The sequence below is a fragment of the Paractinoplanes bogorensis genome (genome assembly GCF_018829635.1).
Classification (GTDB): domain Bacteria; phylum Actinomycetota; class Actinomycetes; order Mycobacteriales; family Micromonosporaceae; genus Actinoplanes; species Actinoplanes bogorensis.
Genome location: NZ_JAHKKG010000010.1, coordinates 248,527 through 274,485, shown reverse-complemented (window position 1 = coordinate 274,485; position 25,959 = coordinate 248,527). Strand labels below are relative to the sequence as shown.

The following is a 25,959-nucleotide window of genomic DNA, read 5'->3' as shown; positions in this document are numbered from 1 at the left end:
GGAACCATGTTGCTGATCGTGGGCGAGGCGATCGTCGCCTTCCAACGGGTGGACGCCGAGCCGTACACCGGGCCCTGGCCGAGCGGCTCGCCCGCGATCGCCGCCTACGTCGCCGGGCGCCTCGGCGTACCGACCGTCTTCGTCGGCGGGATCGGGACCGACGAGCACGGCCGGGTGATGGCCGGGGGACTGGCGGCGGGCGGGGTGGACGTCGAGCACCTCGCGGTCATCGACGACGCGCCGACCGCCACCGCGTACATCACCTATCACGGCGCGGACCGCTCGTTCGACTTCCGGGTCGACGGTTCGGCCGCGACCCGGGTCACCGAGCGGCATCTGGGCGATCTGCCCGAGCGGGCCCGCTGGCTGCACCTGTCGGGCTCGGCCCTGATCTTCGGCGAGCCGCTGGCCGGCACCACCCTGGCCGCGGTGCGCCGGGCCCGGGCGGCCGGGGCGACCATCTCGATCGATCCCAACGTACGACCGGACGTGCTGAACGAGACGGCCCGGGACGCGCTGATCGAACTCCTGGGACTCGCGCACGTCGTGCTGCCCAGCGAGGGCGAGCTCGAGGCGCTCGGGGTTTCCGCATCGGCATTGGTGGCCGCGGGCGCGGTCGTGTGCACCACCTTCGGCGAGGGTGGCGCTACGGTGACCGACGCGTCCGGGTCCGTGCACGTCGAGGCGCTGAAGGTGGACGCGGTGGACACCGACGGGGCCGGCGACTCGTTCGCGGCCGGATTCATCGCCGCCGCGCTGGCCGGTGCCGACCCGGTCGACGCGGCCCGGGCCGGAGTGCGGGTGGCGGCCGCCGCCGTCCGCACCGAGGGGCCGATGACCGTCGTACCCGATCGCGGGCTGCTGGCCGGATGAGCGGCCGGCTTCTCGTGGTCGGGCTGGCCACCTCGCTCGACCGTTACGCCTGGCTGCCGACGTTCACGGCCGGGACGATCAACCGGCCGACCGAGGTGCTGGCCCGGGCCGGCGGCAAGGGGCTCAACGCGGCGCGGGCGGCGGCCGGGCTCGGCGTCGAGGTGCGCTCCATCGCGCTGATCGGGGGCGAGACCGGTCGTACGGTGAAAGCCCTCGGCCACCCGTCGGACGTCCGCTTCCTCGACAGCGGCGCCGAGACCCGGCAGTGCCTGTGCCTGCTCGACGCGGCCGGCGTGCTGACCGAGATCTACGAGCCCGTACGGCCGGTGCCGCCCGAGGTGTGGCCGTCAGTGCGCTCCGCCGTGGCCGACGAGCTCGCCGCGGCCGACCTGCTCGCGCTCTCCGGCCGGGTCCCGCCCGGGCTGGGCGACCACGTGCTGGCCGAGCTGGTCGACCTCGCCCATGCGGCCGGCGTCCCGGTCATCGTCGACTCGGACGGACCGGCCCTCGCCGCCGCCGTCCGGCGCGGACCCACCGTGGTCAAGGTGAACGAGGCCGAAGCCGCGGCGGTGACCGGCGGCGGCCCGGCCGGCCTGCGCGCGCTCGGTGCCCGGTCGGTGGTGGTCACCGGCGGCGCGACCGGCGCCCGCTACCTGGGCCAGGACGGCCGGGAACTGGTCGTCACCCACGACGCGATCGACGGTGCCATCCCGGTCGGCAGCGGCGACGCGTTCCTGGCCGGCTTCGCCGCGCAATGGCTGCTCGACCCGGCCGATCACGGCACCGCGTTGCGGGTCGCCGCGGCCGCCGCCCGGGCCAACGCCCGCCACCTGCCGGCGGGCGACATCACGGGGGAAACGGTGCGTTCCGAGCTGCCGGCCGTCCGGGTGTCGTAGCCGCTCAGGTGGTCACCCCTGCGGCCGAAGAGAGCAGTGATGCTGACCTGGATGCGAACCGGGCGGGCGGGTGCCGTGTGCGTACTCGTCTGTGCGGTTCTGCTCGTGGCCCAGCAGGCCTGGTTCTTCGGGGAGTGGGGCGGGCCCGAGGCGGTCACGCTGGTCTCGGACGCCACCTACATCCCACTGGCGCTGGTGTTCACCACGCTCGCCGCCCGGGTGGCGTTCTCGAAACGGCAGGAGCCCCGGACCCGGCGGGCCTGGCGGGTGATCACCCTCGCCTGCGGCTGGCAGCTCGCCGCGCACATCGCCTGGTTCGTCCAGTCGCACGTCCTGTTCACCAGCGACTACCCCTCGGTCGCGGACTACTGCCTGCTGATCTTCTCGCCGTTCATGTTCGCCGGGCTGCTGATGCTGCCCGGTCAGAACCGGCGCCGCCGGGACCGGCAGAAGCTGGCCCTGGACGCGCTGATCGTCGGGGCCGGCGGGTTCATGGCCATCTGGTTCCTGCTGCTCGGCCCGATCCTCAACGCGCCCGGGTTCACGCCGTGGCAGCGGACCTTCACCGCCGCGCTGCCGGTCGGCGACATGCTGCTCGTGCTGGCCATGTCGACCGCCATGCTGCGGCGGCACCAGCGCGAGACGCCGGCCCCGATCCGGCTGCTGGCCGGGTCGATCGCCCTGACCGTGTCGGCCGACGTGTCGTACAGCTGGATCCAGCTCAACGGCGGCTTCACCGGCGGCTCCTGGCCCGACCTGCTGTGGCTGGCCGGCTGCTTCCTGCTGGTGCTGGCGGCCGACCAGCAGTACCGCCGCCCGCGCCATCCCGAACCGAAACGGCGCGATCGCAGTGCGGTTTTCCTTCTCCCGTACGTGGCCGGGGCGGGCGCCTACCTTCTGCTCGCCGTCGAATCGGCCCACCTTCCGATCAACCCGTACGGCGGAATGATCTTCGGCTCGGTCGTGCTCACCCTGCTGGTGATGGCCCGGCAGTCGCACGCCCTGCGGGACAACCGCGAGATCGCGGCCACCGACGGGCTCACCGGCCTGGGCAACCGCATCCAGGTCACCGAGCGCCTGGAACAGCTCGCGGCCCAGCCGCTGCGCCCCGGGCAGCACACGGCGATCCTGCTCATCGACCTGGACCGGTTCAAGCCGATCAACGACACGTTCGGCCACGAGGCGGGCGACGCCGTGCTGCTGGCCGCGGCCGACGCCATGCGCGCCGTGATCCGCGACGGCGACCTGGCCGGGCGCCTCGGCGGCGACGAGTTCGCGGTCATCCTGCAGCACCTGCCCAGCCGCGAGGCCGCCGGTTCGGCCGCCACCCGGCTGCTGGAGGCGCTCCGGATGCCGGTGATCTTCGGCGAGCACGTGCTGATGGTCGAGGCGAGCATCGGCGTCGCCATCCGGGACGACGCCGACGTGTCCGGCGACACCCTGCTGCAGCAGGCCGACACCGCCCTGTACGCGGCCAAGCGCGGCGGCCGGGCCCGGTTCGAGTACTACTCGGACGTGATGGACACCAAGGCCCGCGAGGCCGAGCTGCGCCGGGCCGTGGCCCAGGACGAGCTGGTGGCCTACTTCCAGCCCATCGTCGCGCTGGCCACCGGCGAGCTGCGGGCGTTCGAGGCCCTGGTCCGCTGGAACCACCCGGTCCGCGGCCTGCTCGGACCGGGAGAGTTCATCGACCTGGCCGAGGAGACCGGGGCCGTGGTGCCGCTCGGCGCCTGGGTGCTGCGGGCGGCCTGCCGGGAGGCGGCGGACTGGCGTGCCACTGTTCCGGGCGCCGAACCGCTGCGACTGACCGTGAACCTCTCGCCCAAGCAGGTCGCCCAGGCCGATCTGGTGCAGACCGTCGAGGCGATCCTGGACGAGACCGGCTTCCCGCCCGAGCGGCTCACCCTGGAGATCACCGAGAGCGTCGTCCTGCAACCCGACCCGCTCACCGTGGGCCGGCTGCAGGCCCTGCGCGACCTGGGGATCCAGCTGGCCGTGGACGACTTCGGCACCGGCTACTCGGCGCTGAGCTACCTGCGCCGCCTGCCGGTGACCGTGCTCAAGATCGACCGCTCGTTCGTCACCGGCATCGCCGACGATCCGGAGGCGCGCTCGGTGTGCGAGGCCGTGGTGCACCTGGGTGAGGCGTTCAAGATGAACGTGGTGGCCGAGGGCATCGAGACCGCCGAGCAGGCGAGCGCCCTGATCGACATGGGCTGCGAGATCGGACAGGGCTTCTACTTCCACCGCCCGCTGCCCCCCGACGACGCGACCGCGCTGGTCGGCCGTCAGTTCGCCGACTTGGGGAACACGAACCAGCGGGCCGCCACGTAGACCAGCAGCGCGACGGCGACCGCCGAGGCGAGGCGGGACGTCCAGAACTCGACGCCGATCGCCGACAGGCCCGAGGTCAGGCCGACGGTCAACAGGTAGTCGGCGGCGGCCACCACCGCGTACCGGAGCGACTCCCGGCCCATCGGCGCGTGCGAGCGGAAATTAAAGGTGCGGTTGAGCAGGTAGTTCAGGCCGACCGCGGCGATATAGGCGACCGAGACGGCGGCCGGCACCGGCAGCGGGGTGGTGTGCCGGATCAGCCACAGCAGGGCCAGGTCGAAGGCGAACGTGCCGGCGCTGAGTATGGCGAACCCGATCAGCTCGCGCGAGACGAACCGGCGTAGGGGCGCGGGCAGGCGGTCACTCCACTCGCCGATGTGGCGGTCGGGCCGTGTCTCGGTCGTCATCAGTTCCTACAGGTTGTAGTTGAACGTCATCGAGATTAACGGGCCGAGGATGACAGCCCGGTGAATCGCGCCCGGCGGGCAGGTGGCGATCTTTGCGGGCCGCCCGACCGGCCGGTCTTCAGGGAACGCTCAGGTCCGGGCGGTCAGGATCCGCGGCCATGGCTCTCGCAACCCTGACCTATCCCGAGGCGATCGTCATCGGGCTCCTGCAAGGCGTCACCGAGCTCTTCCCGGTGTCGAGCCTCGGGCACAGCGTGCTGCTCCCGGCGGTGATCGGTGGTCGCTGGGCCCAGGACCTCAACATGAGCGCCGACCAGTCGCCCTACCTGGCCTTCCTGGTGGCGGTGCACGTCGCCACGGCGGTCGCGCTGGTCTGGTTCTACCGGGCCGACTGGGTCCGGATCGTCCGCGGGTTCGTCAGCTCGGTGCGGCAGCGCTCCATCACCGAACCCGACCAACGGCTGGCCTGGCTGCTGATCGTGGCCACGATCCCGGTCGGGCTGGTCGGCCTGGCCCTGGAACACACCGTCCGGACGATGTTCGGGCGTCCCCTCCCCGTGTCGCTGTTCCTCATCCTCAACGGCGTGCTGCTGGCCACGGTCGAACGGCTGCGGAGCCGGCGCCGGGCAGTGCCCGTGCCGGTGGGTGCGGGCGGTGTCTACGCGAGCACGACGGCCGACGACCCCGACCGCCGGATCGCCACCCAGAGCTGGCGCCAGGTGCTGCTGATCGGCTCGGCACAGATCCTCGCGCTGCTGCCCGGCGTGAGCCGCTCGGGCGCCGCGATCGGGGCCGGCCTGGTGCGGGGGCTGTCCCACGAGGACGCTGCCCGGTTCGCCTTCCTGCTGGCCACCCCGGTGATCGCCGCGGCCGGCGTGCTCAAGCTGCCCGAGCTGGCCGGTCCGGCCGGGCACGGCATCCTCGGACCGGTGCTGGCCGGCAGCTTGGTGGCCGGGCTGGCCGCGTACGTGTCGTTGCGCTTCCTCACCCGCTACTTCGAGACGCGGACGCTCACGCCGTTCGCGATCTACTGCGTGCTCGCGGGTCTCGGCGGCATCGCCGTCAGCCTCACCGCGTAACGCCGTGCGGCGTGCGGTGTTGCGGCGTGCGATGTTGCGGCGTTGCGGCGTTGCGGCGTCGCGGTGTGCGGCGTAGCGGCGTCGCGGCGTCGCGGCGTGCGGCGTAGCGGTGTTGCGGCGTGCGATGTTGCGGCGTAGCGGTGTTGCGACGTGCGGTGTTGCGACGTGCGGTGTTGCGACGTGGGACGTTGCGGCGTGCGGCGTGCGGCGTGCGGCGTTGCGACGTGCGGCGTTGCGGCGTGCGGCGTTGCGACGTGGGACGTTGCGGCGTGCGGCGTGCGGCGTTGCGACGTGCGGCGTTGCGGCGTGCGGCGTTGCGGTAGGCCAGGGCGGAGCTCGGGCGTCGCGCCGGCGGGGGCGTCAGGCGACCAGGCCGCGGCGGTAGGCGTACACCACGGCCTGCACCCGGTCGCGCAGGCCGAGCTTGGTCAGGATGCGCGAGACGTACGTCTTGACCGTCTCGTGGCTGATCACCAGCCGGTCGGCGATCTCCGCATTGGACAGTCCGTCAGCGATCAGGCACAGCACCTCGAGCTCGCGCGCGGTCAGTGGCACGTCGGCCGGCACGCCGCCGTCGGCCGGGCGGATCCGGGCCGCGTACCGGCCGACCAGCTGGCGGGTCACCTCGGGGGCCAGCAGGGCGGCGCCGCCGTGGATCGTCCGGATGCCGTGCAGCAGGTGGGCCGGGGGTGCGTCCTTAAGCAGGAAGCCGCTCGCCCCCGCCCGCAGCGCCCGATAGACGTACTCGTCCACGTTGAACGTCGTCACGATCAGAACCTTGGCCGGGTGGGGGACGCCCGCCCCGGCCAGTTGCCGGGTCGCCTCGATGCCGTCCAGGCCGGGCATCCGGACGTCCATCACCACCACGTCGGGCCGCAGGCGCCGGGTCTCGGCGACCGCGGTCAGCCCGTCGCCGCAGTCGCCGACCACCTCGAGATCGGGCTGGGCGCCGATGATGGTGGCGAACGCGGTCCGAATCATCGCCTGGTCATCACAGACCAGCACCCGGATCACGCGACGCTCCCGACTCGGTTCGCGCGGGCGCTCGCGGCTCGGTTTACGGGTGTGCTCGCGGCTTGGTTCGCGCGGGCGCTCGCGGCTCGGTTTGCGGGTGCGCTCGCGGCTCGGTTCGCGTGGGTGCTCCCGGCCCGGATCATGCGGCGCTCTCGGCTCGGTTCGCGCGGGCGCTCGCGGCTCGGTTTGCGGGTGTGCTCGCGGCCCGGGTCACGCGGCGCTCCCGACCGGGATGCGGGCCGCGACCTCGAAACCGGCCGGCGTCTGCGGTCCGGCCCGGAAGTCGCCGCCCAGCGTGCCGATGCGCTCTCGCAGCCCGTCCAGCCCGCGGCCGCTGCCGCCGGGCGACCCGCTGCTCGTGCCGCTGCCGTCGGTGCTGATCCGGACGTCGATCGCCCGCTCGCCGTAACTCACGCTGACTGTGGTGCGGGCGCCATGGTCGTACTTCAGGGCGTTGGTCAGAGCCTCCTGGGCGACGCGGTAGACGGTGACTTCGGCCCCGCCCGGCGCGGCCACCGAACGTCCCTCCTCGACCAGCTCCACCGGTTGCCCGGCCCGCCGCGTCTGAGCGACCAACGCCCGCAACTCGCCGCCGTGACCGGGATTGAGCAGATCGAGCAGATGCCGCAGCTCGGTGATCGCGGTCCGGCCGGTGTCGGTGACCGCGACCAGCGCCTCGTCGAGCCGGTCGGGTGCCGTGGCCAGATAGCGCGCGGCCTCGGTCTGCACGACCATCGCCGTGACGTGGTGGGTGACCACGTCGTGCAGCTCGCGGGCGATCCGGGTGCGTTCGGCCGTCCGGGCCGCCTCCGCCTCCGCCACCCGGCGTTGCGCCTCGATCCGGCGATTCTGCCGCAGGCCGGCCCCGACGGCCCACATCGCGGCCAGCACCACATAGAACAGCGCCAGGTCGGCCACGGGGAGCCGGAGCCGGACGGCCAGGGCGAGATAGGCGACGGTCGCGCCGATCACCACCGTTTTCCGGTACGCCGTCAGGTGCGCGCCCGCGCTGAACAGTGACACCGCCAGCGCGGTGCCGCCGATCGTGTGCAGCCCGAGCAGCTGGTCGAGCGCGAACCCGCCCGACACCAGCACCAGGCTCAGCGCCGGGAAGCGCCGCCGGACGGCCAGCGGCAGGCACTCGAGCCCGATCGCCAGCACGCCGATCCAGTCGAACGGCCGCTCCGGCACCAGGTCGCTGAGCCGGGTGCCGTGCTGATGCCACCCGGGCACCAGCGCCAGTGCGGTGAGCAGCAGCGCGAACGGCAGATCGCGGACGGCGACGTCGAAGCTCCGCCACCGGTCCACCATCGTCGATCCGTTCACCCGGCGAGCCTAGCCGCGGGTGCTTCTTCGTCACGGCGTACGAGGGGAAGGAAGTTGCCTCGGCGGCGGGCCAGCCACAGGAACACCGCGGTGACGACGATCCCGGCCATCAGCGTGGACAGGCTGGCCTCGGGACCGAACGCGCCGCCGCTGATCCAGGTGTTGCCGCTGAGCTCGGAGTCGAGGATCCCGGTCTTGAGGCCGTTGCCAGACACCTCGGTGCCGAAGATCGCCGACTGCGCGTAGTTCCATCCGAAGTGGAGCCCGATCGGCAGCCAAAGGCTGCGCGTGGCGATGTAGGCCGACGTCAGCATGCCGCCACCCGCGATCGCCACGCAGAGCGCGCCCCACAGCGTGGCGTTCGGGTTGAGCAGGTGGACGGCGCCGAACACCAGCGCGGACAGGGCCAGCGCGAGCCACGTGCCGATCAGACGCTCGATGTGCCGGAAGAGCACTCCGCGGTACAGCAGCTCTTCGGTGACCGCGGCTGCCGCCATGAACCCGATCAGCCCCACGGCCGCGATCGGCTCGTCACTGAGACCGAGCACGCGGTAGCCGCCGTTGACCGCGATGTTGCCGATCACGGCCGCGAACAGAACCGTGCCCAGCAATGTGCCCCGGAACAGGCCGGACGCCGCGGTGCCGGCCGAGGCCTCGGTCACCGTGCGTTTCTCGGTGAGCCGCACCGACCAGTAGTAGACGAGCATCGCGACCACGGACGCCGCCAGACCCGCGGCCAGGGCCGGCCACACGGTGCCGGTGGTGGCCGACACCGCCTGCCCGGCCAGGAACGAGATCGCGACGACCGCGACGAGCTGGATGACGAAACGCATGACGACCCTCCGGACCCGCGAGCCCGCCGCGGCTACGGAGAAAGGTACGAATCGCGGCGCCGTCCGTCGTCACCATCGAGCGGACAGTTCCGGTAGCTCGCGCGAGCTACGGCCGTGACCTCCCGGTTATCAGATGAACATTTCCGTGAGACACTCGACCACGCGTGTCAATACTTCTAACCTGACTTCTCGGACAACAGCGGGTGACGAAAGGCAGGCGATGGCCGGTACGAGAGTGGATGTCGACACCAGGCCCGACGGCACGGTCGTCATCCAGCCGCACGGCCGACTCGGCACCGAGGACGCCACCGAACTGCGTCACCTGCTCGTCCAGACCATCCGGCACGATCGCCCGGCCCGGCTGACGATCGACCTGGCCGACGTCACCCGGCTCGACCCGATCAGCCTGGGCACGATCGCCGCCGCCTGCCACCTCGGCGACGACCAGCGGGTGGCCGTCGAACTCGCCAACGTCACGGCCGACGTCGCCACCCAGTTGTTCGCCGCGGATGTCGCCCCCGAGCGGATCCGCCCCCAGGTCTCCGCGGTGCTTCCCCGGCCACGCCCCGGCGACTAAGGCCGCCGCACTCGGGCGTACTTGGCGCGGAACTTCTCGACCCGGCCCGCGGTGTCCGTCAGGCGGGTGCGGCCGGTCCAGAACGGGTGGCTGGCCGCGGAGATCTCGACGTCGATCACCGGGTAGGTGTTGCCGTCCTCCCACTCGACGGTCTTGCTGCTGGTCGCGGTCGAGCGGGTCAGGAACGCGTAGTCGGCACTGCGGTCGCGGAACACGACATAGCCGTACGCCGGATGGATCTCCTTCTTCATGGTCGTACTCCTTTGATCTGGGGAATTCGCTCGTCGTCGAGCGGGAAGAAGCCGTCGAACGGGTCGGGCAGCGTGCGCCACTGATCGGTGCCCTCAGCGAGTTCGGCGTCGGTGAGCAGGCAGCTCCGCAGCAGTGCGGTCATCCGGTCGACATCGAGGTCGAAGCCGACGAAGGACAGTGCGGTGGCGCGGTCGCCGTAGTAGGCATCCCACTGGGCGTCGGCGGCGAGCCGGCGCATGTCGCTCGCCTCGTCCCAGCGTTCGGTGGGCAGCGCGGCCAGCCAGAGACCGAGGTTGCCGAGCATCAGCCCGCCCCCGGAGGATTCCCAGGCCACGGCCACGTCGGGCTGCGAGGCGATCCACAGTTGGCCGCGGCCGCGCAGGGCCTCGGCGGTCAGGTCGTCCAGCGCGTCGTGCAGGCGCTGCGGATGGAACGGGCGCCGACTGTGGAAGAGCATCGCGCCGGCCGCGTCGTCGATTCCGATCGGGTAACCCTCCAGAGCACGTCCAGGCATTCCCGGTACGACGGGGTCGTGTCGCCCGGTCCGCAGCAGCTCGGCGGCCGGCGCCTGGACCGCCCACGGTGCGAGCCGGTGCAGCAGCGAGCTGACCCGATCGTCGGGGCCGTTCCGCAGGACGATCGTGTCGGCGAACTCGATCTGCCGGCAGACCACGTCGGCCACGCCCCGGTGGTCGTTCTCCGCCGCGTGCAGGTCACGGTGGTGCAGTTCGTCGGTGCTGGTCAGATCGTCGAGCAGGGTCTCGGCGTCGACGACGGTGACATAGGAGTCGAACCGCACCACGCCGTCGACCCCGGACGCGGCGCACACGGTGGCGACCGCCTCCGGCTCGATCGCCGGGGGCAGGGCCAGCAGCAGATCGCGGCCGGGATGCCGGCGGGCCAGCCGGACCAGGGTGGGGATGACGTCCTCGCGCAGGGTGCACGACACGCATCCGTGCACCAGCTCGGTGACTCCCTCCTCGAGCACCCGGTCCGCGGTGCGGACGGTGCGGCGGACCACGCCGTCGCGGACGCCGGTCAGGTCGTGCGCGACGAGGATCAGCGAAGGATCGGTGACCAGCAGGCTGCGGGCGACGGCGTCGGTGGCCGCCGGGGCGAAACCGGCGAGCACGGTCACGCGGGGTCGAAGATCGGTCATGCCCCCATCTTGTTGGAAACGGTTTTCATTGTAAAGTGACCCGCATGTCCTTCACCTGTGATGTCACCGGGAAGCAGCCCGGGTTCGGCAACAACGTGTCGCATTCCCACCGCCGTACGCGGAGAAGGTGGAACCCCAACGTCCAGCGGCGCCGCTATTTCGTGCCGTCCGAGGGCCGGAACGTGCGGCTGAATGTCAGCACCACCGGCATCAAAATCATCGACCGGGACGGCATCGACGCGGTCGTCGCCCGGCTGCATGCGCGGGGAGTGAAGCTCTGATGGCGCGCTCGACCGACGTCCGCCCGGTGATCAGGATGCGCAGCACGGGCGGCTCCGGCTACACCTATGTGACCCGCAAGAACCGCCGCAACGACCCCGACCGGTTGGTGCTCAGGAAGTACGACCCGGTGCTGCGCCGGCACGTCGACTTCCGGGAGGAGCGCTGATGGCCCGCCGTGCCCTGATCGAGCGGGAGAAACGGCGGGCCGAACTCAGCGCGCGCCTCTTCGGCCGCCGGGCCGAACTCAAGCGCGCGATCGCGGCGCCGTCGACCGATCCGGCCGAGAGAGCCGATGCCGTACGGCGGTTGGCCGCGATGCCGCGCGACGCGAGCCCCACTCGGCGGCGCAGCCGGGACCTGGTCGACGGGCGTCCGCGCGGGGTGCTCAGCCGGTTCGGGCTGTCCCGGGTGCGCTTCCGGCAGATGGCCCACGAGGGTCAGCTGCCCGGCATCCGTAAAGCTTCGTGGTGACGAGAACGGGTCAGTGTTCGTCGTAGTGGCCTGAGTGGACCGCGTGACGGTGGCCGTCGTGCTCGTAGTCCACGTGGTCTCCATGCGTGACCGCGGTGTGGCCGCAGCCGTCACCGTGCTGGTGGTCGTGCGCCTCGGCCTCGACGTGCGCCTCGGCGTGGCACTCGTCGTAGTGCCCGTCGTGGGCGTGGTGGCGGTGCCCGTCGTGCAGGAAGTCGACGTGCCCGTCGTGCGAAGTGGTGGCGTGACCGCATTCGGCGCCGTGCACGTGCTCGTGGGCGACATGGGTCTCGTGCAATGTGTCTGTCATTTTATTTATCCCTCTCCGGTGGTCGGCGGGCCGAGATTAACTGCTTCTATTCGAATATCGCAAGGCGCGCATATGTGCTGCTCAACACTGGTTTAACCAATGCGCAAATCATTACTTGCGCATCTGTTGAATCGATTTCAGCAACATCTCGCCATTAGTTGATGGGTGGTGACAGCGATTATCGTTCCCGGCACGGCAAAGGGAGCGGGAATTGACTAGATGGACGTGAACCCGGCCGCTCTGCAACGGGCGGCGGCAGCGCTGCGCGGCATGGCCTACGAGCACCGCTTGCACATCCTCGTGCTGCTGCGGGCCGGCGAGACGACCCCGACGGTGCTGGCCGGCGCCCTCGGCGTGCAGCAGACGCTGGTCGCCCACCACTTGCGTCACCTGATCGACGCCCGCCTGGTCTGCCGCCGTCGCCGTGGCCGCAACCTGTTCTACGCCCTGCCCGACGAGCCGACCCGCCGCCTCGTCGACGAGGCGCTGCGCTACATGGCGGACTGAGCCCCGACGCGCAGTCCGAGCGCCGGCCGCGGGTTGAGTGCCGGCCGTGGGTTGAGCGCCAGCCGCGGGTTGAGCGCCGGACGCGGGTTGAGTGCCGGACGCGGGTTGAGTGCCGGGCACGGGCGTGCTGGGCAAGTGAGGCCGGCTGAGGCCGCCCCGCGAGGGGTCAGGGGCCGACCAGGCCGGAGCGGTAGGCGGCGATCACCAACTGGGCGCGGTCGCGGGCGGCGGCCTTGGTCAGCAGCCGCCCGATGTGTGTCTTTGTCGTGGACAGGCTGATGTGCAGGCGGGCGGCGATCTCCTGGTTGGCCAGGCCCTCGCCGACCAAGCGGAGCACGTCGCGCTCGCGGTCGGTCAGGCCGGGCAGCGGCACCGGCGCGGGCTCGGCCGGCCGCCGCACGAAGGCCTCGATGAGCCGCCGGGTGGTCGTCGGGGCCAGCAGCGATTCTCCGGCGGCGACCACGCGGACCGCCTCGAGCAGGTCGGCCGGGCGGATGTCCTTGAGCAGGAAGCCGCTGGCCCCCGCGCGCAGCGCCGCGTAGACGTAGTCATCGATGTCGAACGTGGTGAGGATCAGCACCCGGGTGGCGGCGGTGGCCGGGTCGGCGGTGATGTGCCGGGTCGCCTCGATGCCGTCGAGCACGGGCATGCGGATGTCCATGAGAACGACGTCGGGACGCTGCTCGTGGGTCACCGCGATCGCCTCGGCCCCGGTGGCGGCCTGGCCCACCACCGTCAGATCGGCCGCGGTGTTGATGAGCAGGCTGAAGCTGCCCCGCACGAGCGCCTGATCGTCGGCGACAACGACCCGGATCACGCGACCACCCGGAATCGTGCGGTGGACCGGAGTGGCGCGGCGGCCCGGAATCTCCCCGCCCGGATTCGCGCGACGATCCGGATCATGTGGTGGCCGGTGTGGTTGGCAGGACTGCGGTCACGGTGAAGCCGCCCGACGGCCGGGGGCCGGCGGTCAGGTGCCCGCCGTAGACGGCCAGCCGCTCCCGCATGCCGAGCAGACCGTGCCCGGCGGCGGCGGTGGGCGGGCCGCCGCCGCGGCCGTCGTCGGTTACCTCGATGGTCAGCGCTGTCGGCGCCCACGTCAGCCGGACGTCGCATCGCGCGGTGCGAGCGTGCTTGAGGACGTTGGTCAGGGACTCTTGCACGATGCGGTAGGCGACCTGGTCGGGGCCCGGGGTCAGCTTTGCCGGCGGCCCCACGACGGTCAGCTCGACCGCCAGCCCGGCCGCCGCGTTGCGGTCGACCAACGCCAGGACCGCGGCCAGGCCCGGCGCCGGCTCGGTGGCTTCCTGTCCCGGTGCCGCGGCCCGCAGCAGATCGAGCAGCCCGCGCATCTCGCCGAGGGCGACCCGGCCGGTCTCCTCGATCGAGCCCAGCGCCCGCTGCGCCTCCTCGGGGTGCGAACGAGCCACGTGATGGGCCACCCCGGCCTCGACGGTGATGACCGCCAGGGTGTGCGCGACGACGTCGTGGACCTCGCGGGCGATGGTCAGCCGTTCCTCGGCCCACGCCTGGCGTTCTGCCGTGACCTGCTCGCGGAGGGCCAGCTCGGCCCGTGACCGTTGCTGCTCGGCGGCGTAGCCGGCCGCCCACGCGAGCACGACGATCAGCGCCGGCAGGGCCACCGAAGCGGCCCCTCCGCGGGGCGGGCGCGAGGCCAGGCCCAGGTAACCGTCGGCGGCCAGCAGGGCGGCCACGCCACTCGCGGCGAGCACGGCGACGGCCGGGGCCCGGGGGAGACGCGTGGGCACCAGATAGACCAGGAAGGCGGCCGCCACCACCGCCGCCGGGGCCGGGCCGGACAGGGCGGCCCCGACCGCACCCACGGCGAGCAGCGGTGCCGGTAGGAGACGCCGGACGGCGGCGAGCACCAGGGCGGCCAGCAACAGCACACCCGCAGGCCAGCCTGGCCCGCGACCCACAGACTGCCCCGGCCAGGCGAGAGTGGCCAGCACGGCGACCGCGGTCACCGCCGCCGCATCGATCGCCACCCACCGCTTCATGGCACAAACGCTATCGATGGCGGGCGCTGGGCGCGTCAACCCCAGGTACTACATGGACATCCGGCCTCGGTGCCATGCGGCCGGCCGAGCCGGAGCCCCAGGCCTGACGACGGGACGGTCGCTGCTGCGGGAGCGTCTTCGGGGACGGCGCACGAGGCGCCGCGCACCGAGGAGGAGGCGCCATGACCCCCGTACTCGAAGCAGCTGACTTGGGTAAACAGTTCCGGCGACGCTGGGCTCTACGGGACTGCCACCTAGCCGTCCCGTCCGGCCGGGTGGTCGGGCTCGTCGGACCCAACGGCGCCGGGAAGTCGACGCTGTTGTCCATCGCGGCCGGCCATGTCCGGCCGACAGCCGGGCGGATCCAGGTGCTCGGCGCCGAACCTGCGGCCGGACGCCAACGGGTCGGATACGTCGCCCAGGACGCACCCGTCTACCCCGGCCTGACCGTCGCCGAGCATCTCGGCCTGGGGCGCCGCCTCAACCGGCAGTGGGACGCCGGCCGGGCCCGGAGCCGGCTGGACACGCTGGGCATCGATCCGCGCCAGCGGGCCGGGCAGCTGTCCGGCGGTCAACGGGCCCAGCTCGCCCTCACCCTGGCCGTGTCCAAGGGACCCGAGCTCCTGCTGCTGGACGAGCCGGTCGCCAGCCTCGACCCGCTGGCCCGGCGCGAGTTCCTGACCGCGCTCACCGGCGCCGACGCGGACACCGTCGTGCTGTCCTCCCACGTCGTGGCCGACCTGGCCGCGGTCTGCGACTACCTGATCGTGCTCAGCGCGGCCCGGGTGGTCGCGGCGGGCCCGATCGGTGACCTGCTGTCCACGCACCGCGCGGACGACCTGGAAAGCCTGGTGCTGGCGCTGATAGCGGCGGGCCGCGAAGGCTTGGCGGGCCGCGAGAACCCGGTCGGCCGCGAGAACCCGGCGGGCCGCGAGGGCCCGGTCGGCCGCGAGGGCCCGGTCGGCCGCGAGGACTCGGTCGGCCGCGACGAACTGGAGGCGGCGGAATGATCTGGCTGACCTGGCGCCAGTCCCGGGCGGCCGCCGCCGCGATCGCCGGCTTCCTGAGCGTCGTCGCTGTCATCCTGGCGATCACCGGCCCGGGCCTGCGCGACGACTTCCGGGCCAGCGGCCTGGCCGCCTGCGCCGGCGACGGGTGCACGAACGCCCAGCACCTGTTCGCCGCATCGGTGAACGGCAACCCGGTCGCCGTCGGGGTGTACTTCCTGGCCCTGGTTTCCCTGTACGCGTTGCCGGCCCTGATCGGCATGTTCTGGGGAGCGCCGCTCATCGCCCGGGAGATCGAGTCCCGGACGCTGCGCCTGACCTGGAGCCAGACCGTGACGCGCGGGCGCTGGCTGGGGGTGAAACTCGGCCTGCTCGGGGCGGGCAGTGTCGTCGCTGCGGGCCTGTTCAGTCTCGCCGTCACCTGGTGGGCCCAGCCCTTCGACCAGGCCGCCGAACGACCGGCCCACGACCAGGGAATGGACCTGCCGAACCGGTTCGCCCCGCTCACGTTCGGCGCGCGCGGGCTCGTACCGGTCGGCTACGCGGTCTTCGCCTTCGTGCTCGGCCTGCTCGCCGGGGTCGTGCTGCGCCGGACGCTGGCCGCCATGGCGGTGACCCTGGCCGCGTTGGCGCTGGTCCAGTTGACAGTCCCGGCCACCGTACGTTCGAGCTACAACCGGCCCGTCCGAACCTCGGTAGCCTTGCAGTTGACTCCCGACCGGCCGCAGAACATCCTGCTCGACAACGGGCGGATGACCGTGTCGGAACCGGTCGACATCCCCGGGGCGTGGGTGCTGGCGGTCCGCACGATCGACCGTACGGGCAGCTCCCGGCCGGTCCCGGCGCCGGCCGCCTGCACGTCCACGACCGGCACGATCGCCGACTGCGACGCCGCGATCAACCGGCTCGCTCTGCGCCAGCAGGTCGCCTACCAGCCGCGCACCCGGTTCTGGTCGTTCCAGCTCATCGAGACGGCCGCCTATCTGCTGGCGGCGCTCGCCCTGGGCGGCCTGGTCCGTCGCCGGGTGCGCCGGCTGGACCTGTCCTGAGCGCCCGAGCGGCTGAGCGGCTGAGCGGCTTCAGCGGAGCTTCAGGTGCGGCGGGCTAGCCTCCGCCGCCATGCAGAGCATGCGCTGGCCCGGTGGGGTACGCCTTCGTTCCGCGGTCACCGCGGCGCTCGTCGTCGGCGTGGCCGTTGCCGTCGCGGCAGTGATCTTCACGGCGTCGGTGCGGTCCACGCTCACCCGCAACGCGGAGAGTGCGGCCAAGCAGCGGGCCGACAGTGTCGCGGTCGCGCTTCGGGCCGACGACGAGCTGGACGACGGGCTGCAACCGGGAGTCCCGGGCGCGGTGCAGGTGCTCAGCGGCTCCGGCACAGTGGTGGCCTCCTCGTCGAGCGCGCTTGATCAGGTGCCCCTGACCTCGCTGCGCCCGGTCGCGGGACAGCAGATGTGGGAGGACCGGGTGATCGGCGGCGCCTCGTTCCGGATTCTCGTACGGGGCGTCGCCACCGAGCGCGGGTTGCGCATCGTGGCCGTGTCGCAGTCGATGAAACCCGTGGCCGAGAGCACCGAGGCGCTGGCCCGGGCGCTCCTGTGGGGCACGCCGGCTCTGGTCGTGGTCATCGGGGTGGCCGTGTTCCTGCTGGTCGGGCGGACGCTGCGGCCGGTCGAGGCGATCCGGCGGCGGGTGGCCACGATCAGCGGGCAGGATCTGCGGTCGCGGGTGCCGGTGCCGCGTACGGGCGACGAGATCGCGGCGCTGGCCGAGACCATGAACGCCATGCTCGACCGGCTGGCCACGGCCGCCGACACGCAGCGGCGGTTCGTGGCCGACGCGAGTCACGAGCTGCGCAGCCCGCTGACGACCGTGCAGATCGGGCTCGATCACCTGGCCCGCGCGTCGGGGCCGGGGCAGCCGCAGCTGGACCGGCTGCGGGCCGAGGTCGAGCGCCTGGGTGGCCTGCTCAGCGACCTGCTGCTGCTTGCCCGCCTGGACGAGCGAGAGCTGGCCGAAACAAGAGGCGACGTCGACCTGGACGACCTCGCTTACAGCGAACGGGACCGGCTGCGGGCCCGGCACCCGGGCCTGGTGATCGAGACGCACATCCAGCCCGCGCAGGTGCCGGGGGACGCGTCGCGGATCGAGCGCGCGCTGCGCAACCTGGGCGACAACGCGGCGCGGCACGCCAAGAGCCGGGTGACCCTGACGACCTGGGCCGACGACGCCGGGGGACACCTGGTGGTCACCGACGACGGGCCGGGCATCCCGCCGGCCGACCGGGGCCGGGTCTTCGAGCGGTTCGTGCGGCTGGACGAGAGCCGGGCCCGCGAGGACGGCGGCGCCGGGCTGGGCCTGCCGATCACCCGGGAGATCGTGGCCGGGCACCGGGGCGAGATCACCGTCTCCGACGCCGCCGAGTTCCACATCCGGCTGCCGCTGCGGGTTCAGCCGCCGTCGGCCGCGATTCGGTAGCCGGCGCCACGGACCGTCTCGATGGCGGCCCGGCCGTACGGCTGGTCGATCTTCTTGCGCAGGTAGCTCACGTAGACCTCGACGATGTTCGGGTCGCCGTCGAAGTTCATGTCCCACACGTTCTCGATGATGTCGCGTTTGGACACCACGTCGCCCCGGCGCCGCATCAGGAACTCCAGCAGCGCGAACTCCCGGGTCGTCACGGTGACCGGCGCGCCGCCCCGGGTGACGTGCCGTCGGGCCGGGTCGACCACGAGGTCTCCGGCGCTGAGCACGGCCGGCCGCTGCGGGGCGCCGCGGCGCGTCAACGCCCGGATCCGCGCGATCAGGACCACGTACGAGAAAGGCTTGGTCAGATAGTCGTCGGCGCCCAGATCGAGCGCGTCGGCCAGGTCGTACTCGCCGTCCTTGGCCGTCAGCATGAGCACCGGGGTCCAGACGTCGCGTTCGCGCAGCTGCCGGCACACCTCGTAGCCGTTCAGGCCGGGCAGCATGATGTCGAGCACGACGACGTCGTACGGGTATTCGGTCGCCGCCCACAGCCCGTCCGGTCCGGTCCGTACGACGTCGACCGCGAAGCCCTCGTCGATGAGGGCTTCGCGGAGGGTGTCGCCCAGGGCGATCTCGTCTTCCACCACCAGGATGCGCACGGGACCTCAGGCCAGGTAGAGGGCGCCGCCGGCCATGGCCACCCACAGCAGACCGGAGCCGATCAGGAAGATGTCGGACGTCAGCACCCGTTCGGGGGCCTCGCCGGCGCCGTGCGCGACCAGCAGGCTGTAGCGCATCAGCGCGGCCAGGAACGGCACCAGCGACGCGGCCAGCAGGGGCAGCGCGACGTCGCCCCCGAGGTAGGGGAAGGCCCAGGCCGCGTACGCGAGAACGGTCCCGCTCAGGGTCATCGACGAGATCTGCTGCAGCCACGGCGCCGAGTAGCCGGCCAGCACCCGGCGCCCGGGCGCACCCTGGGCGGTCCGGTTGAGTTCGCCGATCCGCTTGGCGATGACCAGGTAGAGCGAACCGAGCAGGATCACCAGCAGGAACCAGTTGGACGTGGAGGTCGCGGTGGCCGCCCCGCCGCCGACCGCCCGCAGCAGGAAGCCGCCGGCCACGATCAGCACGTCGAGCACCGGCACGTGCTTGAGCCGGGCGCTGTAGGCCGCGGTCAGCGCGAGATAGGCCGCCACGCAGGCGGCGAACGACCAGCTGACCGCCACGGCCAGGCCGAGCGCGGCGATGGCACTGCCGTAGCCGATCCAGCGGGCGTCCGAGACGCCGAGTTCCCCCGCCGCGATCGGCCGGTGGCGCTTGACCGGATGCCGGCGGTCGGCTTCGACGTCGGCGGCGTCGTTGATGAAGTAGGTGCCGACGGCGGCCAGCGTGAACGCGACGAAGGCGAGGAGCACGCCGCGGAGAGCGCCGGTGGTGAACAGGGCTCCCGAGGCGCCCGGCACGGCGACGACGAGCAGGTTCTTGATCCATTGCCGGGGACGGGCCGTGCGCAGGAGAGAGGAGGCCAGTGACGTGTCGGGGAGAACTGCGGTGGCGGTCACGATGCGGCTCCGGCGGCGGTGAGGTAGAGGAAGTCCCGCTGGTCGGGGACCAGGTAGCGGTCGGCCGCACGGGTCATCTCGGGCAGCAGCTTGGTCGGCGTGCTGGTGCCACCGACGGGCTTCCAGGACGAGAAGGACGCCATGCCGGTGTGGATGTCGAGCTGCATGCCCCGGACCACCCCGGCGTCGGCCATCGCGGTGGCGAGCGCGGTCAGGTTCATGTGGTTGCCGGCGACGTAGATCAGGTTGCCGTGCGCGTCCACCCCGAGACCGGAGCGCCAGGTGTACTGCAGCTGGTTGCGCGGCGAACCCCAGCGGCCGAGCGCGTTGACCGACAATCCGTTCACCGGCTGCCCGTTTTCGACGATCAAAGCCAGGTTCTGCCGTACGGCGGCCACGTTCGCGGTCATCTTGACGTCCCGCCCCCACGAGCCGACCGTGATGCCACCCTGCTTGTCGATGACGATCGAGGCCTGCCCGTCCATCAGCGGACGCGCGTAGTTGCCGTCGAGATAGAACCCGCCGCTGATGTCGGCCATCTTGAACCCGGAGTTGAAGGTGGCGACCAGGTTGGGCAGTTCCGAGAAGGGCACCGACGAGCTGCCGGGCCAGGTGCCGCCGGGCTGGGTGGTGCCGGCGACCAGGTGGGCCACGCTGGAACCGGCCCGCATCCACGCGACCCCGGCGACCACGCTCTGATGGGCGGCGTCCGGGCGCAGGTAGCCGGTGTAGATGAGCGGCTTGCCGTTGCGGGCCAGCCGGCCCGCGTGCCAGGTCGACTCGCCCGGCAGCCTGGTGACGCCGGGCAGCAGGGGCAGCGCGGCCGGACCCTGGGTGTCCTTGACCGCGTTCCTGCTCGGAGCCGCCGCGGTCGGCAGCGTGGCCGAGTCGGGCGGGCCGGCGGCGGGCTTCTTGCGGGTGTAGTACCAGTTCTCGATCGCGTTGATCACCGGGTTACCGCCGTGCCCCCGGATCCAGTCCACCGTGCGCATGGTGAAGGTGGCGCTGCCGGGGGCGGTCAGGGCCTGGACGTAGGAGACTCCGGGCACGATCATCACGATGGCCAGGAAGAGGGCGACGAGGCCGAGCAAGCGGCGGCGGCGAGCCTTCATCGGGCACCCCGGGCCAGGTCGGGCAGCATCCGGTACGGGCGGACGCGTACGGGGAAATCGGCCAGGGCCAGCATCGGCCCGTCGGCGCGGCTGTCACCGTAGGCCCAGACGTTGTCGGCGGAATGACCGGCGAGGTAGGCGCTCACGCGTTCGGCTTTGCGCGGCCCGCGGCAGTTCGGGCCGGCCAGCGCGCCGGTGAGGCGTCCGTTGACCACCGTCATGCCGGTGCAGATCAGGTGGTCGGCGCCGAGCGTCGCGGCCAGCGGCTGCAGATAGAAGCTGAGCGAGGCCGAGGCGAGCACCAGCCGGTGGCCCTGCGTCCGGTGCCACTGCCAGCGGCGCAGCGAGTCGGGCCGGATCCGGCGCATGACCTCGACGGCCACGTAGTCGCGGGCCTGACGCTGCACCTCGGCCAGCGGACGCCCACCGAGCACCCGCTGCAGCACGACAGCCTTGGCGCTGCCGCGGTGGTCCGGCCCGGTCGAGCGGGCGAACGCGTCCAGCATGGTGGCGGCGAGCAGGCCGGCTCCGGTGAAGCGGCGCAGGAAGGGCAGCAGGGTGTCGCCGCGGACCAGGGTCCGGTCGACGTCCCAGACCGCGATGGCGGTGCCGTCCTGGGAGTACTCCGCCGGCAGCACTACCGGCGGTTCGACGAGGGTCAGTGGAGCACGCATCTCATGAGGTCCTTTCTTCTGACTCAGACGATGCCGGAGTGATCCTTGGAGCAGGCTTAACGGCGTTGAGCCGCTCGAAGACGGCCGGCGGGAGCAACCGCACACCGGCCATGACGGGACGCAGGACCGCCGGGGCGTAGGCGACGGCCGTCCGCCGCGAGAGCGCTGCGAGCACCCGCGTGGCGACCGCCTGCACGGTGGTGGTGAACGGTGCTTCGGGCAGTCCCCGGGTCATCCGGGTGCGGACGTGACCGGGCCGCACCACCAGCACCCGGGCCCCGCTGCCGCGCAGCTGGGCGCCGAGCCGCCGGGCGTACACGTCGAGGGCGGTCTTCGCGACCCCGTACGTGAGAAGGCCGGCCCGGGTCCGGACGGCCGCCACCGAGGACAGCACGACCAGCGTCCCGTGGCCCTGATCGCGCAGCCGCATGGCGGTGGCGTGCGCGGCCAGCATCGGGCCGAGCATGGTGGTGCGCAGCGCGGTCTCGACGGCCGTGGTGTCCGAGCCGAGCTGTCCCTCGTCGGTCAGCGCCCCGACGCTGAGCACCACCACGTCCAGATCGCCGCAGCGGGCGGTCGCGGCGGCGAGCACGTCGACGACCGTGGCGGCCGCGGCGGTGGCCTCGTAACACATCGTCTCGACGTGCCGGCCGGGCCGCGCGAGGTCGCCGGCCGCCTCCTTGAGCGCGATCGGGTCGCGCCCGGCCAGGATCAGGGTGTCCGGCCGCAGCGCGTCCGCGATCGCCGTTCCGATCTCCGATGTGCCGCCGAGCACCAGCACGGTCTGCGTCCGGCCCAGTCCGTCACGCACGGCCGCCTCCGCTGAGTCCGAGGCGGCGGTCCAGATCGGACACCATCACGCCGTCCGGGTCGAGCAGGGCCCGCTCGGCGCGCCACCGGCCCAGATCCGGATACATGGTCTCGAGCACGCCGGGCCGCAGCCGGCTGTCCTTGACCAGGTAGACCCGCCCACCCGCGGCCGCGACCCGTTCGTCGAGCGCGTCGAGCACCGGGGCCAGGTCGGCGACGGCTGGGAAGTCGAGGGCGAGGCTCCAGCCGGGAATGGGGAACGACAGGAACGCTTCGCTGGAGGCGCCGAACACCTTCAGCACGGCCAGGGTGGCCGGGAAGCCGGCCCGGCGGGTCTCGGTGAGGGCGGCGGCCAGCACGTCCTCGGCGCCGAACGGCACGACGAACTGGTATTGGATCAGGCCGCGCCGGCCGTGCAGGCGCGCCCAGTCGGGCAGGGCGTCCAGGGGGAAGAGCACCTGCGGGAACGACTGGTTGCGGCTGCGGGCGGCCAGCATCCGGGCGCGGTTCAGGACGGCGGTGACTCCGGGCAGGCCCAGACCCGTCGCGGGCAGCCCGGGAAGGCGCAGGCGGCGCTGGGACGGCCGCCCGTACGCGGGTGGGGTCGTTCCGGGCACCGGACGGGACGTGCTCAGCACCCCGCCGCCGAGGTGCCGCCCGCCACGTGTGGCGTCGATCCAGCCGACCGCGTACTCGCTGCCCGGCGCGGCCAGCCGCAGTGCGGTCATCAGCGCGTCGAGGTCGGGTGCGATCGTGTCGGTGGTCCGCCACTGCCACGAGTCGAGCGGGGTCAGGGCCAGCCGGGCCGACTGGATCACCCCGGTCAGGCCGAGCCCGCCGACCGTGGCCCGGAAGGCATCCGGATGCCGCTGCGGTCCCAGCACGAGCTCACCCTGTCCGGGCGTGAGGACCGTCATTTCCCGTACGTGGGAACCGAAGGACCCGGTGTGGATGTGGTTCTTCCCGTGCACGTCGGCCGCGATCGCCCCGCCGACGGTGACCCGGGCCGTCCCCGGGATGACGGGCAGCGTCCAGCCGAGCGGGGCGACCGACCGGATCAGCTCGCCGAGCGAGGTGCCCGCGTCGAGCAGCACCGTGCCGTCCTCGTCCACGAAGAGCTCGGTCAGGTCGTCCCGGTGGGCGGTCAGCGCGACCACACCCCCGGCGTTCTGGGCCGCGTCGCCGTAGCCACAACCGCCGCCCCGGGCGATCAGGCCCCGGGGCCCGGCCGGGCCCAGATCGTCCGGCCACCCGATCACCCGGCTTCGGCTGCTCGTCGCCCGGCCCCAGCCGCGGACTGTCGTCGTCTGCATGGTGGTCTCCCTTTCTGATCGGTTCAGGCTGGCCGGGAACGGCTTAACGCAGGCTGAAGCGGCCCCGGGCCGAGACCGTGCGCGCCGAGCGGGCCCACCTCGAATCCGCGCACCCGGCAGTGGGTGAGGATCGCGGGGAGCGCGCCGAGGGTGGCCTCCCAGGCCCGGGAAGCTGCCGCGTGGTCGCTGTCGTGCAGCAGGATGGTGCCGCCGCCGCGCAGACCCCGGCGGACCGCCCGGAAGACCGAGTCGGGGGTGGCGCCGGCCGTCCAGTCGCGGCCCCAGCAGGTCCACAGCACCGGGGTGAGCCCGAGCCGGCGGGCGCTGAACAGGGCGGCGGTGCTGGCCACCCCGTACGGTGGGCGCCACCAGCGCGGCGTGCGGCCGGTGACCGCGGCGATGGTCTCGCATGCGTGGGCCAGGTCGTCGAACGTCTCGGTCGGCCGTCGTTTCAGCAGCAGCCGGTGGTCGTACCCGTGCACCGCGATCTCGTGCCCCGCGGTGGCGATCGCGCGGGCCACCTTCGGGTGTTCGGCCGCCATCCGCCCGAGCAGAAAGAACGTCGCCCGTACGCCGCCCGAGTCGAGCAACCGCAGCAGCCGCGGGGTGGCCTCCGGGTGGGGTCCGTCGTCGAAGGTGAGCGCGACGTGCCCCGGATCGCCGCGTCCGGCCAGGCCGGGCAGCACCAGCCGGCGCAGCGGTCCGACGGCGGCCAGGGCGGGCGCGGCGTGCGCGGCGGCGAGCCCGGCCAGCGCCGCGGCGGCCTTCATGCGGCCACCGCCAGGGCCGTGATCGCGGGCGCGCCGGCCAGCTCGGCGATGACGTCGGCCGCATCGGGGCCGCCGGCCGGCAGCGAGCCCGTGGTCGTGTTCATGGCACACCTCAGTTCTGAGTTCAGCTCGTCGGGAGTGACGGGCCACGGCGAGAGGCCGGCCTTCTGCAGCACGGCGGCGTTGGCGGTGCCGTGGCCGGGCAGGCAGCGGTAGCTGATCACCGGTACGCCGCTGGCCATCGCCTCGACGCTGGACAGCCCGCCCGCGTTGTGCACCACCACGTCGGCGCTGCGCAGCAGTTCCGGCATGGCGTCGACCCAGCCCAGCGCGATCGCCGAGCCGCTCGCGGCCAGCCGGTGGCGCAGGGTGTCGTTGCGCCCGCACACCACGACCGGCAGGGCCGAGCCGCCGCGCGCGATGTCGGCCGCGGTGGCCGCGACGTCGCCCACACCCCACGACCCGGCGATGACGACGGCGAGCGGTTCGTCGGCGGGCAGGCCCAGGCGGCGCCGGGTGGCGTCGCGTTCGGCCCGGTCACGTACGGGCCGGAACGCCGGATCGACGATGGGGGAGACCTCGACCGCGGGGGCCGCCATGGCGTGGATCTGGTCGGCCGCGCTGCGCCCGGGAGCCAGGTGCAGGTCGACGCCGTCGGCGACGCAGAGCGGGTGCACCGATGGGTCGGTCATCACCGCCGCGACCGGCACGTCCAGGCGGCCGGTGCGGCGCAGGCGCCCGAGCACCTGACTGGCCAGGGGATAGGTGGAGACGACGGCGCTCGCACCGGGTTCGATCGCGGCCAGCATCCGGGTGGTGGCCAGCCCGGCCGACAGCCCGGCCGCGCCGGTCGCCATGCGGGGACCGGACATGGCCGCGAGCAGCCAGCCCCACGACTGCGGGACGGTGCGCAGCTGGCGGGCGTAGCCGTCGCGCAGGGTGGCGCCGAAGCGGGCCGGGAGCATGTCGAGGAAGTCGTGCCGCACCACGTCGAGCCCGTGGGCGGTCAGGCGGCGGCTCAGCTCGCGGGCCGCGCCGTCGTGGCCGGCGCCGATGCTCGCCGAGAAGATCACGACCGGGCCGTTCACCATGACGGCCGGGCCTGGGTGCGGGCTGCTGCGGCGTCGAGCGAGGGACGGTCCCGGCGCGTGATGGTCAGGTAGGCGACCGTGCACAGGATCGTGGCCAGGAACAGGACACTGGTCACCGCCGTTCCGAGGCCGAGACCGCCGTTGGCCGGGGGCTGCGCCAGCAGGTCGCCGAGTGAGGCGCCGAGCGGGCGGGTGGCGATGTAGGCGATCCAGAACGCCGCCACCGGGCCCAGGCCGTTCTTGACGAGCCAGACGGCCCCGATGACCGCCGCGAAGGCGAGGGCCGCGACGCCGTACCCGAGTCCGAGGGCCTCGGCCGCGAGGTCGCCGGCGGCGGTGCCGAGCGCGAAGGTGAACAGGATGGCGAGCCAGTAGAAGGCCTCCCGGCGGGGCGTGTCGATGGTGTGGATCGACAGCGTCCGCTCGTGGGCGTACCAGAGCCCGAAGGTGGCCGCGAGCAGCGTGGCGAACACGACGGTGGCCGACATGAGTGGAACCCCGAAGTTGTCGACCAGGCTGTCGGTGATCAGCGTGCCGACGATGCTGATCAGCACGACGACGAGCCAGTAGAGGGCCGGTACGTAACCCCGTACGCGAAACTGGATCGTCAAAGCGATGGCCAGCAGCGCGCTCATCACCACCGTGGTCAGGGTCAGGCCCAGACCAAGGGTCAGGTTGAGAAAATCGGCGAACGTCTCCCCGACCTTGGTCGCGAGGATCTTGATGATCCAGAAGAAGATCGTCACCTCCGGCACCTTGCTCAGGTAGTGCCGGAACGGCCGTGGCTCCAGGGGTGTCATGACCGCAGACTGG

General features: G+C 72.6%; 30 protein-coding genes. 12 read left to right on the top strand and 18 right to left on the bottom strand.

Going from position 1 to position 25,959, the window contains the following annotated elements; genetic code table 11:
• Window positions 1–6: 6 nt before the first annotated feature.
• From KOI35_RS31375 to KOI35_RS31365, 3 genes are read left to right on the top strand one after another with little or no spacing between them, the layout of a single operon-like run.
• Window positions 7–873 carry a carbohydrate kinase family protein gene (locus tag KOI35_RS31375; protein ID WP_215792273.1) on the top strand — a complete coding sequence of 289 codons (867 nt, stop codon included), beginning with the start codon at window positions 7–9 and terminating at the stop codon, window positions 871–873.
• Window positions 870–1,769: a 1-phosphofructokinase family hexose kinase gene (locus KOI35_RS31370; protein ID WP_215792272.1), complete on the top strand. Its 900-nt coding sequence runs from the start codon at window positions 870–872 to the stop codon at window positions 1,767–1,769. Before KOI35_RS31375 ends, KOI35_RS31370 begins: the two co-directional genes overlap by 4 nt.
• 39 nt (window positions 1,770–1,808) lie before the next feature.
• Window positions 1,809–4,103 carry a putative bifunctional diguanylate cyclase/phosphodiesterase gene (locus tag KOI35_RS31365; protein ID WP_246614063.1) on the top strand — a complete coding sequence of 765 codons (2,295 nt, stop codon included), beginning with the start codon at window positions 1,809–1,811 and terminating at the stop codon, window positions 4,101–4,103.
• On the opposite strand, the gene KOI35_RS31360 is transcribed toward KOI35_RS31365, so the two are convergent.
• The gene (locus tag KOI35_RS31360; RefSeq protein WP_215792270.1) at window positions 4,058–4,510 is read right to left on the bottom strand and encodes a GtrA family protein; all 453 of its coding nucleotides are present in this window, start codon (window positions 4,508–4,510) and stop codon (window positions 4,058–4,060) included. The two genes, KOI35_RS31365 and KOI35_RS31360, sit on opposite strands and share 46 nt — an antisense overlap.
• A 158-nt stretch (window positions 4,511–4,668) precedes the next feature.
• Here KOI35_RS31360 and KOI35_RS31355 point away from each other — a divergent pair, with 158 nt between their 5' ends.
• Entirely contained in the window at window positions 4,669–5,589 is a 921-nt protein-coding gene (locus KOI35_RS31355) for an undecaprenyl-diphosphate phosphatase (protein ID WP_215792269.1), read from the top strand.
• Between the two features lie 360 nt (window positions 5,590–5,949).
• Here KOI35_RS31355 and KOI35_RS31350 read toward each other — a convergent pair whose 3' ends face one another.
• The 3 genes from KOI35_RS31350 to KOI35_RS31340 all read right to left on the bottom strand — a co-directional run bounded on the left by KOI35_RS31350 (window position 5,950) and on the right by KOI35_RS31340 (window position 8,762).
• The gene (locus KOI35_RS31350) at window positions 5,950–6,603 is read right to left on the bottom strand and encodes a response regulator (protein WP_215792268.1); all 654 of its coding nucleotides are present in this window, start codon (window positions 6,601–6,603) and stop codon (window positions 5,950–5,952) included.
• 210 nt (window positions 6,604–6,813) lie between these two features.
• Window positions 6,814–7,914, bottom strand: coding sequence for a sensor histidine kinase (locus tag KOI35_RS31345; RefSeq protein WP_215792448.1), 1,101 nt, complete (start codon window positions 7,912–7,914; stop codon window positions 6,814–6,816).
• An 11-nt stretch (window positions 7,915–7,925) separates the two neighbouring features.
• A complete protein-coding gene (locus KOI35_RS31340; RefSeq protein ID WP_215792267.1) occupies window positions 7,926–8,762 on the bottom strand; it encodes a CPBP family intramembrane glutamic endopeptidase in 837 nt (278 codons plus the stop codon).
• 220 nt (window positions 8,763–8,982) lie between these two features.
• On the opposite strand from KOI35_RS31340, the gene KOI35_RS31335 reads away from it, so the two are divergent.
• Window positions 8,983–9,339, top strand: a complete 357-nt coding sequence (locus tag KOI35_RS31335; protein WP_215792266.1) for an STAS domain-containing protein — start codon at window positions 8,983–8,985, stop codon at window positions 9,337–9,339.
• Here the strand turns inward: KOI35_RS31335 and KOI35_RS31330 are convergent.
• Both KOI35_RS31330 and KOI35_RS31325 read right to left on the bottom strand, forming a co-directional pair.
• Window positions 9,336–9,590, bottom strand: coding sequence for a type B 50S ribosomal protein L31 (locus KOI35_RS31330; protein WP_215792265.1), 255 nt, complete (start codon window positions 9,588–9,590; stop codon window positions 9,336–9,338). The two genes, KOI35_RS31335 and KOI35_RS31330, sit on opposite strands and share 4 nt — an antisense overlap.
• Window positions 9,587–10,750, bottom strand: coding sequence for a CobW family GTP-binding protein (locus KOI35_RS31325; RefSeq protein ID WP_215792264.1), 1,164 nt, complete (start codon window positions 10,748–10,750; stop codon window positions 9,587–9,589). The genes KOI35_RS31330 and KOI35_RS31325 overlap by 4 nt, the downstream gene beginning before the upstream one ends.
• A 44-nt stretch (window positions 10,751–10,794) precedes the next feature.
• Here KOI35_RS31325 and rpmB point away from each other — a divergent pair, with 44 nt between their 5' ends.
• From rpmB to rpsN, 3 genes are read left to right on the top strand one after another with little or no spacing between them, the layout of a single operon-like run.
• Window positions 10,795–11,031, top strand: coding sequence for a 50S ribosomal protein L28 (rpmB, locus tag KOI35_RS31320; RefSeq protein ID WP_215792263.1), 237 nt, complete (start codon window positions 10,795–10,797; stop codon window positions 11,029–11,031).
• Complete coding sequence (gene rpmG, locus KOI35_RS31315) at window positions 11,031–11,198, top strand: 50S ribosomal protein L33 (protein ID WP_215792262.1); 168 nt, start codon at window positions 11,031–11,033, stop codon at window positions 11,196–11,198. Before rpmB ends, rpmG begins: the two co-directional genes overlap by 1 nt.
• The gene (gene rpsN, locus KOI35_RS31310) at window positions 11,198–11,503 is read left to right on the top strand and encodes a 30S ribosomal protein S14 (RefSeq protein ID WP_215792261.1); all 306 of its coding nucleotides are present in this window, start codon (window positions 11,198–11,200) and stop codon (window positions 11,501–11,503) included. The genes rpmG and rpsN overlap by 1 nt, the downstream gene beginning before the upstream one ends.
• Before the next feature lie 10 nt (window positions 11,504–11,513).
• On the opposite strand, the gene KOI35_RS31305 is transcribed toward rpsN, so the two are convergent.
• Window positions 11,514–11,813: a hypothetical protein gene (locus tag KOI35_RS31305; RefSeq protein ID WP_215792260.1), complete on the bottom strand. Its 300-nt coding sequence runs from the start codon at window positions 11,811–11,813 to the stop codon at window positions 11,514–11,516.
• A 219-nt stretch (window positions 11,814–12,032) separates the two neighbouring features.
• Here KOI35_RS31305 and KOI35_RS31300 point away from each other — a divergent pair, with 219 nt between their 5' ends.
• A complete protein-coding gene (locus tag KOI35_RS31300; RefSeq protein WP_215792259.1) occupies window positions 12,033–12,320 on the top strand; it encodes an ArsR/SmtB family transcription factor in 288 nt (95 codons plus the stop codon).
• A gap of 166 nt (window positions 12,321–12,486) precedes the next feature.
• Here the strand turns inward: KOI35_RS31300 and KOI35_RS31295 are convergent, their stop codons facing one another.
• Together KOI35_RS31295 and KOI35_RS31290 are read right to left on the bottom strand one after the other, a co-directional pair.
• Window positions 12,487–13,137, bottom strand: a complete 651-nt coding sequence (locus KOI35_RS31295) for a response regulator (RefSeq protein WP_215792258.1) — start codon at window positions 13,135–13,137, stop codon at window positions 12,487–12,489.
• A gap of 82 nt (window positions 13,138–13,219) precedes the next feature.
• Complete coding sequence (locus KOI35_RS31290) at window positions 13,220–14,341, bottom strand: sensor histidine kinase (RefSeq protein WP_215792257.1); 1,122 nt, start codon at window positions 14,339–14,341, stop codon at window positions 13,220–13,222.
• Window positions 14,342–14,550: 209 nt separating this feature from the next.
• Between KOI35_RS31290 and KOI35_RS31285 the strand changes: the two genes are divergently transcribed.
• From KOI35_RS31285 to KOI35_RS31275, 3 genes are all read left to right on the top strand, one after another.
• The gene (locus tag KOI35_RS31285) at window positions 14,551–15,351 is read left to right on the top strand and encodes an ABC transporter ATP-binding protein (RefSeq protein WP_308121231.1); all 801 of its coding nucleotides are present in this window, start codon (window positions 14,551–14,553) and stop codon (window positions 15,349–15,351) included.
• Window positions 15,348–16,397 (top strand): ABC-2 membrane transporter-related protein, encoded by a 1,050-nt coding sequence (locus tag KOI35_RS31280; RefSeq protein ID WP_215792256.1) that lies wholly within the window; start codon window positions 15,348–15,350, stop codon window positions 16,395–16,397. The genes KOI35_RS31285 and KOI35_RS31280 overlap by 4 nt, the downstream gene beginning before the upstream one ends.
• 70 nt (window positions 16,398–16,467) lie before the next feature.
• Window positions 16,468–17,823 (top strand): sensor histidine kinase, encoded by a 1,356-nt coding sequence (locus KOI35_RS31275; protein ID WP_215792255.1) that lies wholly within the window; start codon window positions 16,468–16,470, stop codon window positions 17,821–17,823.
• On the opposite strand, the gene KOI35_RS31270 is transcribed toward KOI35_RS31275, so the two are convergent.
• Genes KOI35_RS31270 through KOI35_RS31230 form a run of 9 tightly spaced genes read right to left on the bottom strand, consistent with a single transcriptional unit; the run spans window position 17,796 to window position 25,946 of the window.
• On the bottom strand, window positions 17,796–18,473 hold the full coding sequence (locus tag KOI35_RS31270) for a response regulator transcription factor (RefSeq protein ID WP_215792254.1): 678 nt from the start codon (window positions 18,471–18,473) through the stop codon (window positions 17,796–17,798). The two genes, KOI35_RS31275 and KOI35_RS31270, sit on opposite strands and share 28 nt — an antisense overlap.
• 6 nt (window positions 18,474–18,479) lie before the next feature.
• On the bottom strand, window positions 18,480–19,376 hold the full coding sequence (locus tag KOI35_RS31265; protein ID WP_215792253.1) for a decaprenyl-phosphate phosphoribosyltransferase: 897 nt from the start codon (window positions 19,374–19,376) through the stop codon (window positions 18,480–18,482).
• Window positions 19,373–20,488 (bottom strand): phosphodiester glycosidase family protein, encoded by a 1,116-nt coding sequence (locus KOI35_RS31260; RefSeq protein WP_215792252.1) that lies wholly within the window; start codon window positions 20,486–20,488, stop codon window positions 19,373–19,375. Before KOI35_RS31260 ends, KOI35_RS31265 begins: the two co-directional genes overlap by 4 nt.
• The gene (locus tag KOI35_RS31255) at window positions 20,485–21,162 is read right to left on the bottom strand and encodes an HAD-IB family hydrolase (protein WP_215792251.1); all 678 of its coding nucleotides are present in this window, start codon (window positions 21,160–21,162) and stop codon (window positions 20,485–20,487) included. Before KOI35_RS31255 ends, KOI35_RS31260 begins: the two co-directional genes overlap by 4 nt.
• Before the next feature lies 1 nt (window position 21,163).
• Window positions 21,164–21,973, bottom strand: a complete 810-nt coding sequence (locus KOI35_RS31250; RefSeq protein WP_215792250.1) for an SDR family NAD(P)-dependent oxidoreductase — start codon at window positions 21,971–21,973, stop codon at window positions 21,164–21,166.
• Window positions 21,966–23,285, bottom strand: coding sequence for an FAD-binding oxidoreductase (locus KOI35_RS31245; protein WP_215792249.1), 1,320 nt, complete (start codon window positions 23,283–23,285; stop codon window positions 21,966–21,968). Before KOI35_RS31245 ends, KOI35_RS31250 begins: the two co-directional genes overlap by 8 nt.
• A 23-nt stretch (window positions 23,286–23,308) precedes the next feature.
• On the bottom strand, window positions 23,309–24,055 hold the full coding sequence (locus KOI35_RS31240; RefSeq protein WP_215792248.1) for a polysaccharide deacetylase family protein: 747 nt from the start codon (window positions 24,053–24,055) through the stop codon (window positions 23,309–23,311).
• Window positions 24,052–25,146, bottom strand: coding sequence for a glycosyltransferase (locus tag KOI35_RS31235; RefSeq protein WP_215792247.1), 1,095 nt, complete (start codon window positions 25,144–25,146; stop codon window positions 24,052–24,054). Before KOI35_RS31235 ends, KOI35_RS31240 begins: the two co-directional genes overlap by 4 nt.
• Window positions 25,140–25,946 (bottom strand): COG4705 family protein, encoded by an 807-nt coding sequence (locus tag KOI35_RS31230; protein ID WP_215792246.1) that lies wholly within the window; start codon window positions 25,944–25,946, stop codon window positions 25,140–25,142. Before KOI35_RS31230 ends, KOI35_RS31235 begins: the two co-directional genes overlap by 7 nt.
• Between the last annotated feature and the right edge of the window lie 13 nt (window positions 25,947–25,959).

Coding starts and splice junctions, on each gene's coding strand:
- rpmG (WP_215792262.1), top strand. CDS start 11,031: ATGGCGCGCTCGACCGACGTCCGCCCGGTGATCAGGATGCGCAGCACG.
- KOI35_RS31300 (WP_215792259.1), top strand. CDS start 12,033: ATGGACGTGAACCCGGCCGCTCTGCAACGGGCGGCGGCAGCGCTGCGC.
- KOI35_RS31235 (WP_215792247.1), bottom strand. CDS start 25,146: ATGGTGAACGGCCCGGTCGTGATCTTCTCGGCGAGCATCGGCGCCGGC.
- KOI35_RS31275 (WP_215792255.1), top strand. CDS start 16,468: ATGCAGAGCATGCGCTGGCCCGGTGGGGTACGCCTTCGTTCCGCGGTC.
- KOI35_RS31355 (WP_215792269.1), top strand. CDS start 4,669: ATGGCTCTCGCAACCCTGACCTATCCCGAGGCGATCGTCATCGGGCTC.
- KOI35_RS31255 (WP_215792251.1), bottom strand. CDS start 21,162: ATGCGTGCTCCACTGACCCTCGTCGAACCGCCGGTAGTGCTGCCGGCG.
- KOI35_RS31290 (WP_215792257.1), bottom strand. CDS start 14,341: ATGAAGCGGTGGGTGGCGATCGATGCGGCGGCGGTGACCGCGGTCGCC.
- KOI35_RS31325 (WP_215792264.1), bottom strand. CDS start 10,750: ATGACCGATCTTCGACCCCGCGTGACCGTGCTCGCCGGTTTCGCCCCG.
- KOI35_RS31365 (WP_246614063.1), top strand. CDS start 1,809: ATGCTGACCTGGATGCGAACCGGGCGGGCGGGTGCCGTGTGCGTACTC.
- rpsN (WP_215792261.1), top strand. CDS start 11,198: ATGGCCCGCCGTGCCCTGATCGAGCGGGAGAAACGGCGGGCCGAACTC.
- KOI35_RS31230 (WP_215792246.1), bottom strand. CDS start 25,946: ATGACACCCCTGGAGCCACGGCCGTTCCGGCACTACCTGAGCAAGGTG.
- KOI35_RS31360 (WP_215792270.1), bottom strand. CDS start 4,510: ATGACGACCGAGACACGGCCCGACCGCCACATCGGCGAGTGGAGTGAC.
- KOI35_RS31335 (WP_215792266.1), top strand. CDS start 8,983: ATGGCCGGTACGAGAGTGGATGTCGACACCAGGCCCGACGGCACGGTC.
- KOI35_RS31330 (WP_215792265.1), bottom strand. CDS start 9,590: ATGAAGAAGGAGATCCATCCGGCGTACGGCTATGTCGTGTTCCGCGAC.
- KOI35_RS31280 (WP_215792256.1), top strand. CDS start 15,348: ATGATCTGGCTGACCTGGCGCCAGTCCCGGGCGGCCGCCGCCGCGATC.
- rpmB (WP_215792263.1), top strand. CDS start 10,795: ATGTCCTTCACCTGTGATGTCACCGGGAAGCAGCCCGGGTTCGGCAAC.
- KOI35_RS31340 (WP_215792267.1), bottom strand. CDS start 8,762: ATGCGTTTCGTCATCCAGCTCGTCGCGGTCGTCGCGATCTCGTTCCTG.
- KOI35_RS31260 (WP_215792252.1), bottom strand. CDS start 20,488: ATGAAGGCTCGCCGCCGCCGCTTGCTCGGCCTCGTCGCCCTCTTCCTG.
- KOI35_RS31345 (WP_215792448.1), bottom strand. CDS start 7,914: ATGGTGGACCGGTGGCGGAGCTTCGACGTCGCCGTCCGCGATCTGCCG.
- KOI35_RS31240 (WP_215792248.1), bottom strand. CDS start 24,055: ATGAAGGCCGCCGCGGCGCTGGCCGGGCTCGCCGCCGCGCACGCCGCG.
- KOI35_RS31245 (WP_215792249.1), bottom strand. CDS start 23,285: ATGCAGACGACGACAGTCCGCGGCTGGGGCCGGGCGACGAGCAGCCGA.
- KOI35_RS31375 (WP_215792273.1), top strand. CDS start 7: ATGTTGCTGATCGTGGGCGAGGCGATCGTCGCCTTCCAACGGGTGGAC.
- KOI35_RS31370 (WP_215792272.1), top strand. CDS start 870: ATGAGCGGCCGGCTTCTCGTGGTCGGGCTGGCCACCTCGCTCGACCGT.
- KOI35_RS31305 (WP_215792260.1), bottom strand. CDS start 11,813: ATGACAGACACATTGCACGAGACCCATGTCGCCCACGAGCACGTGCAC.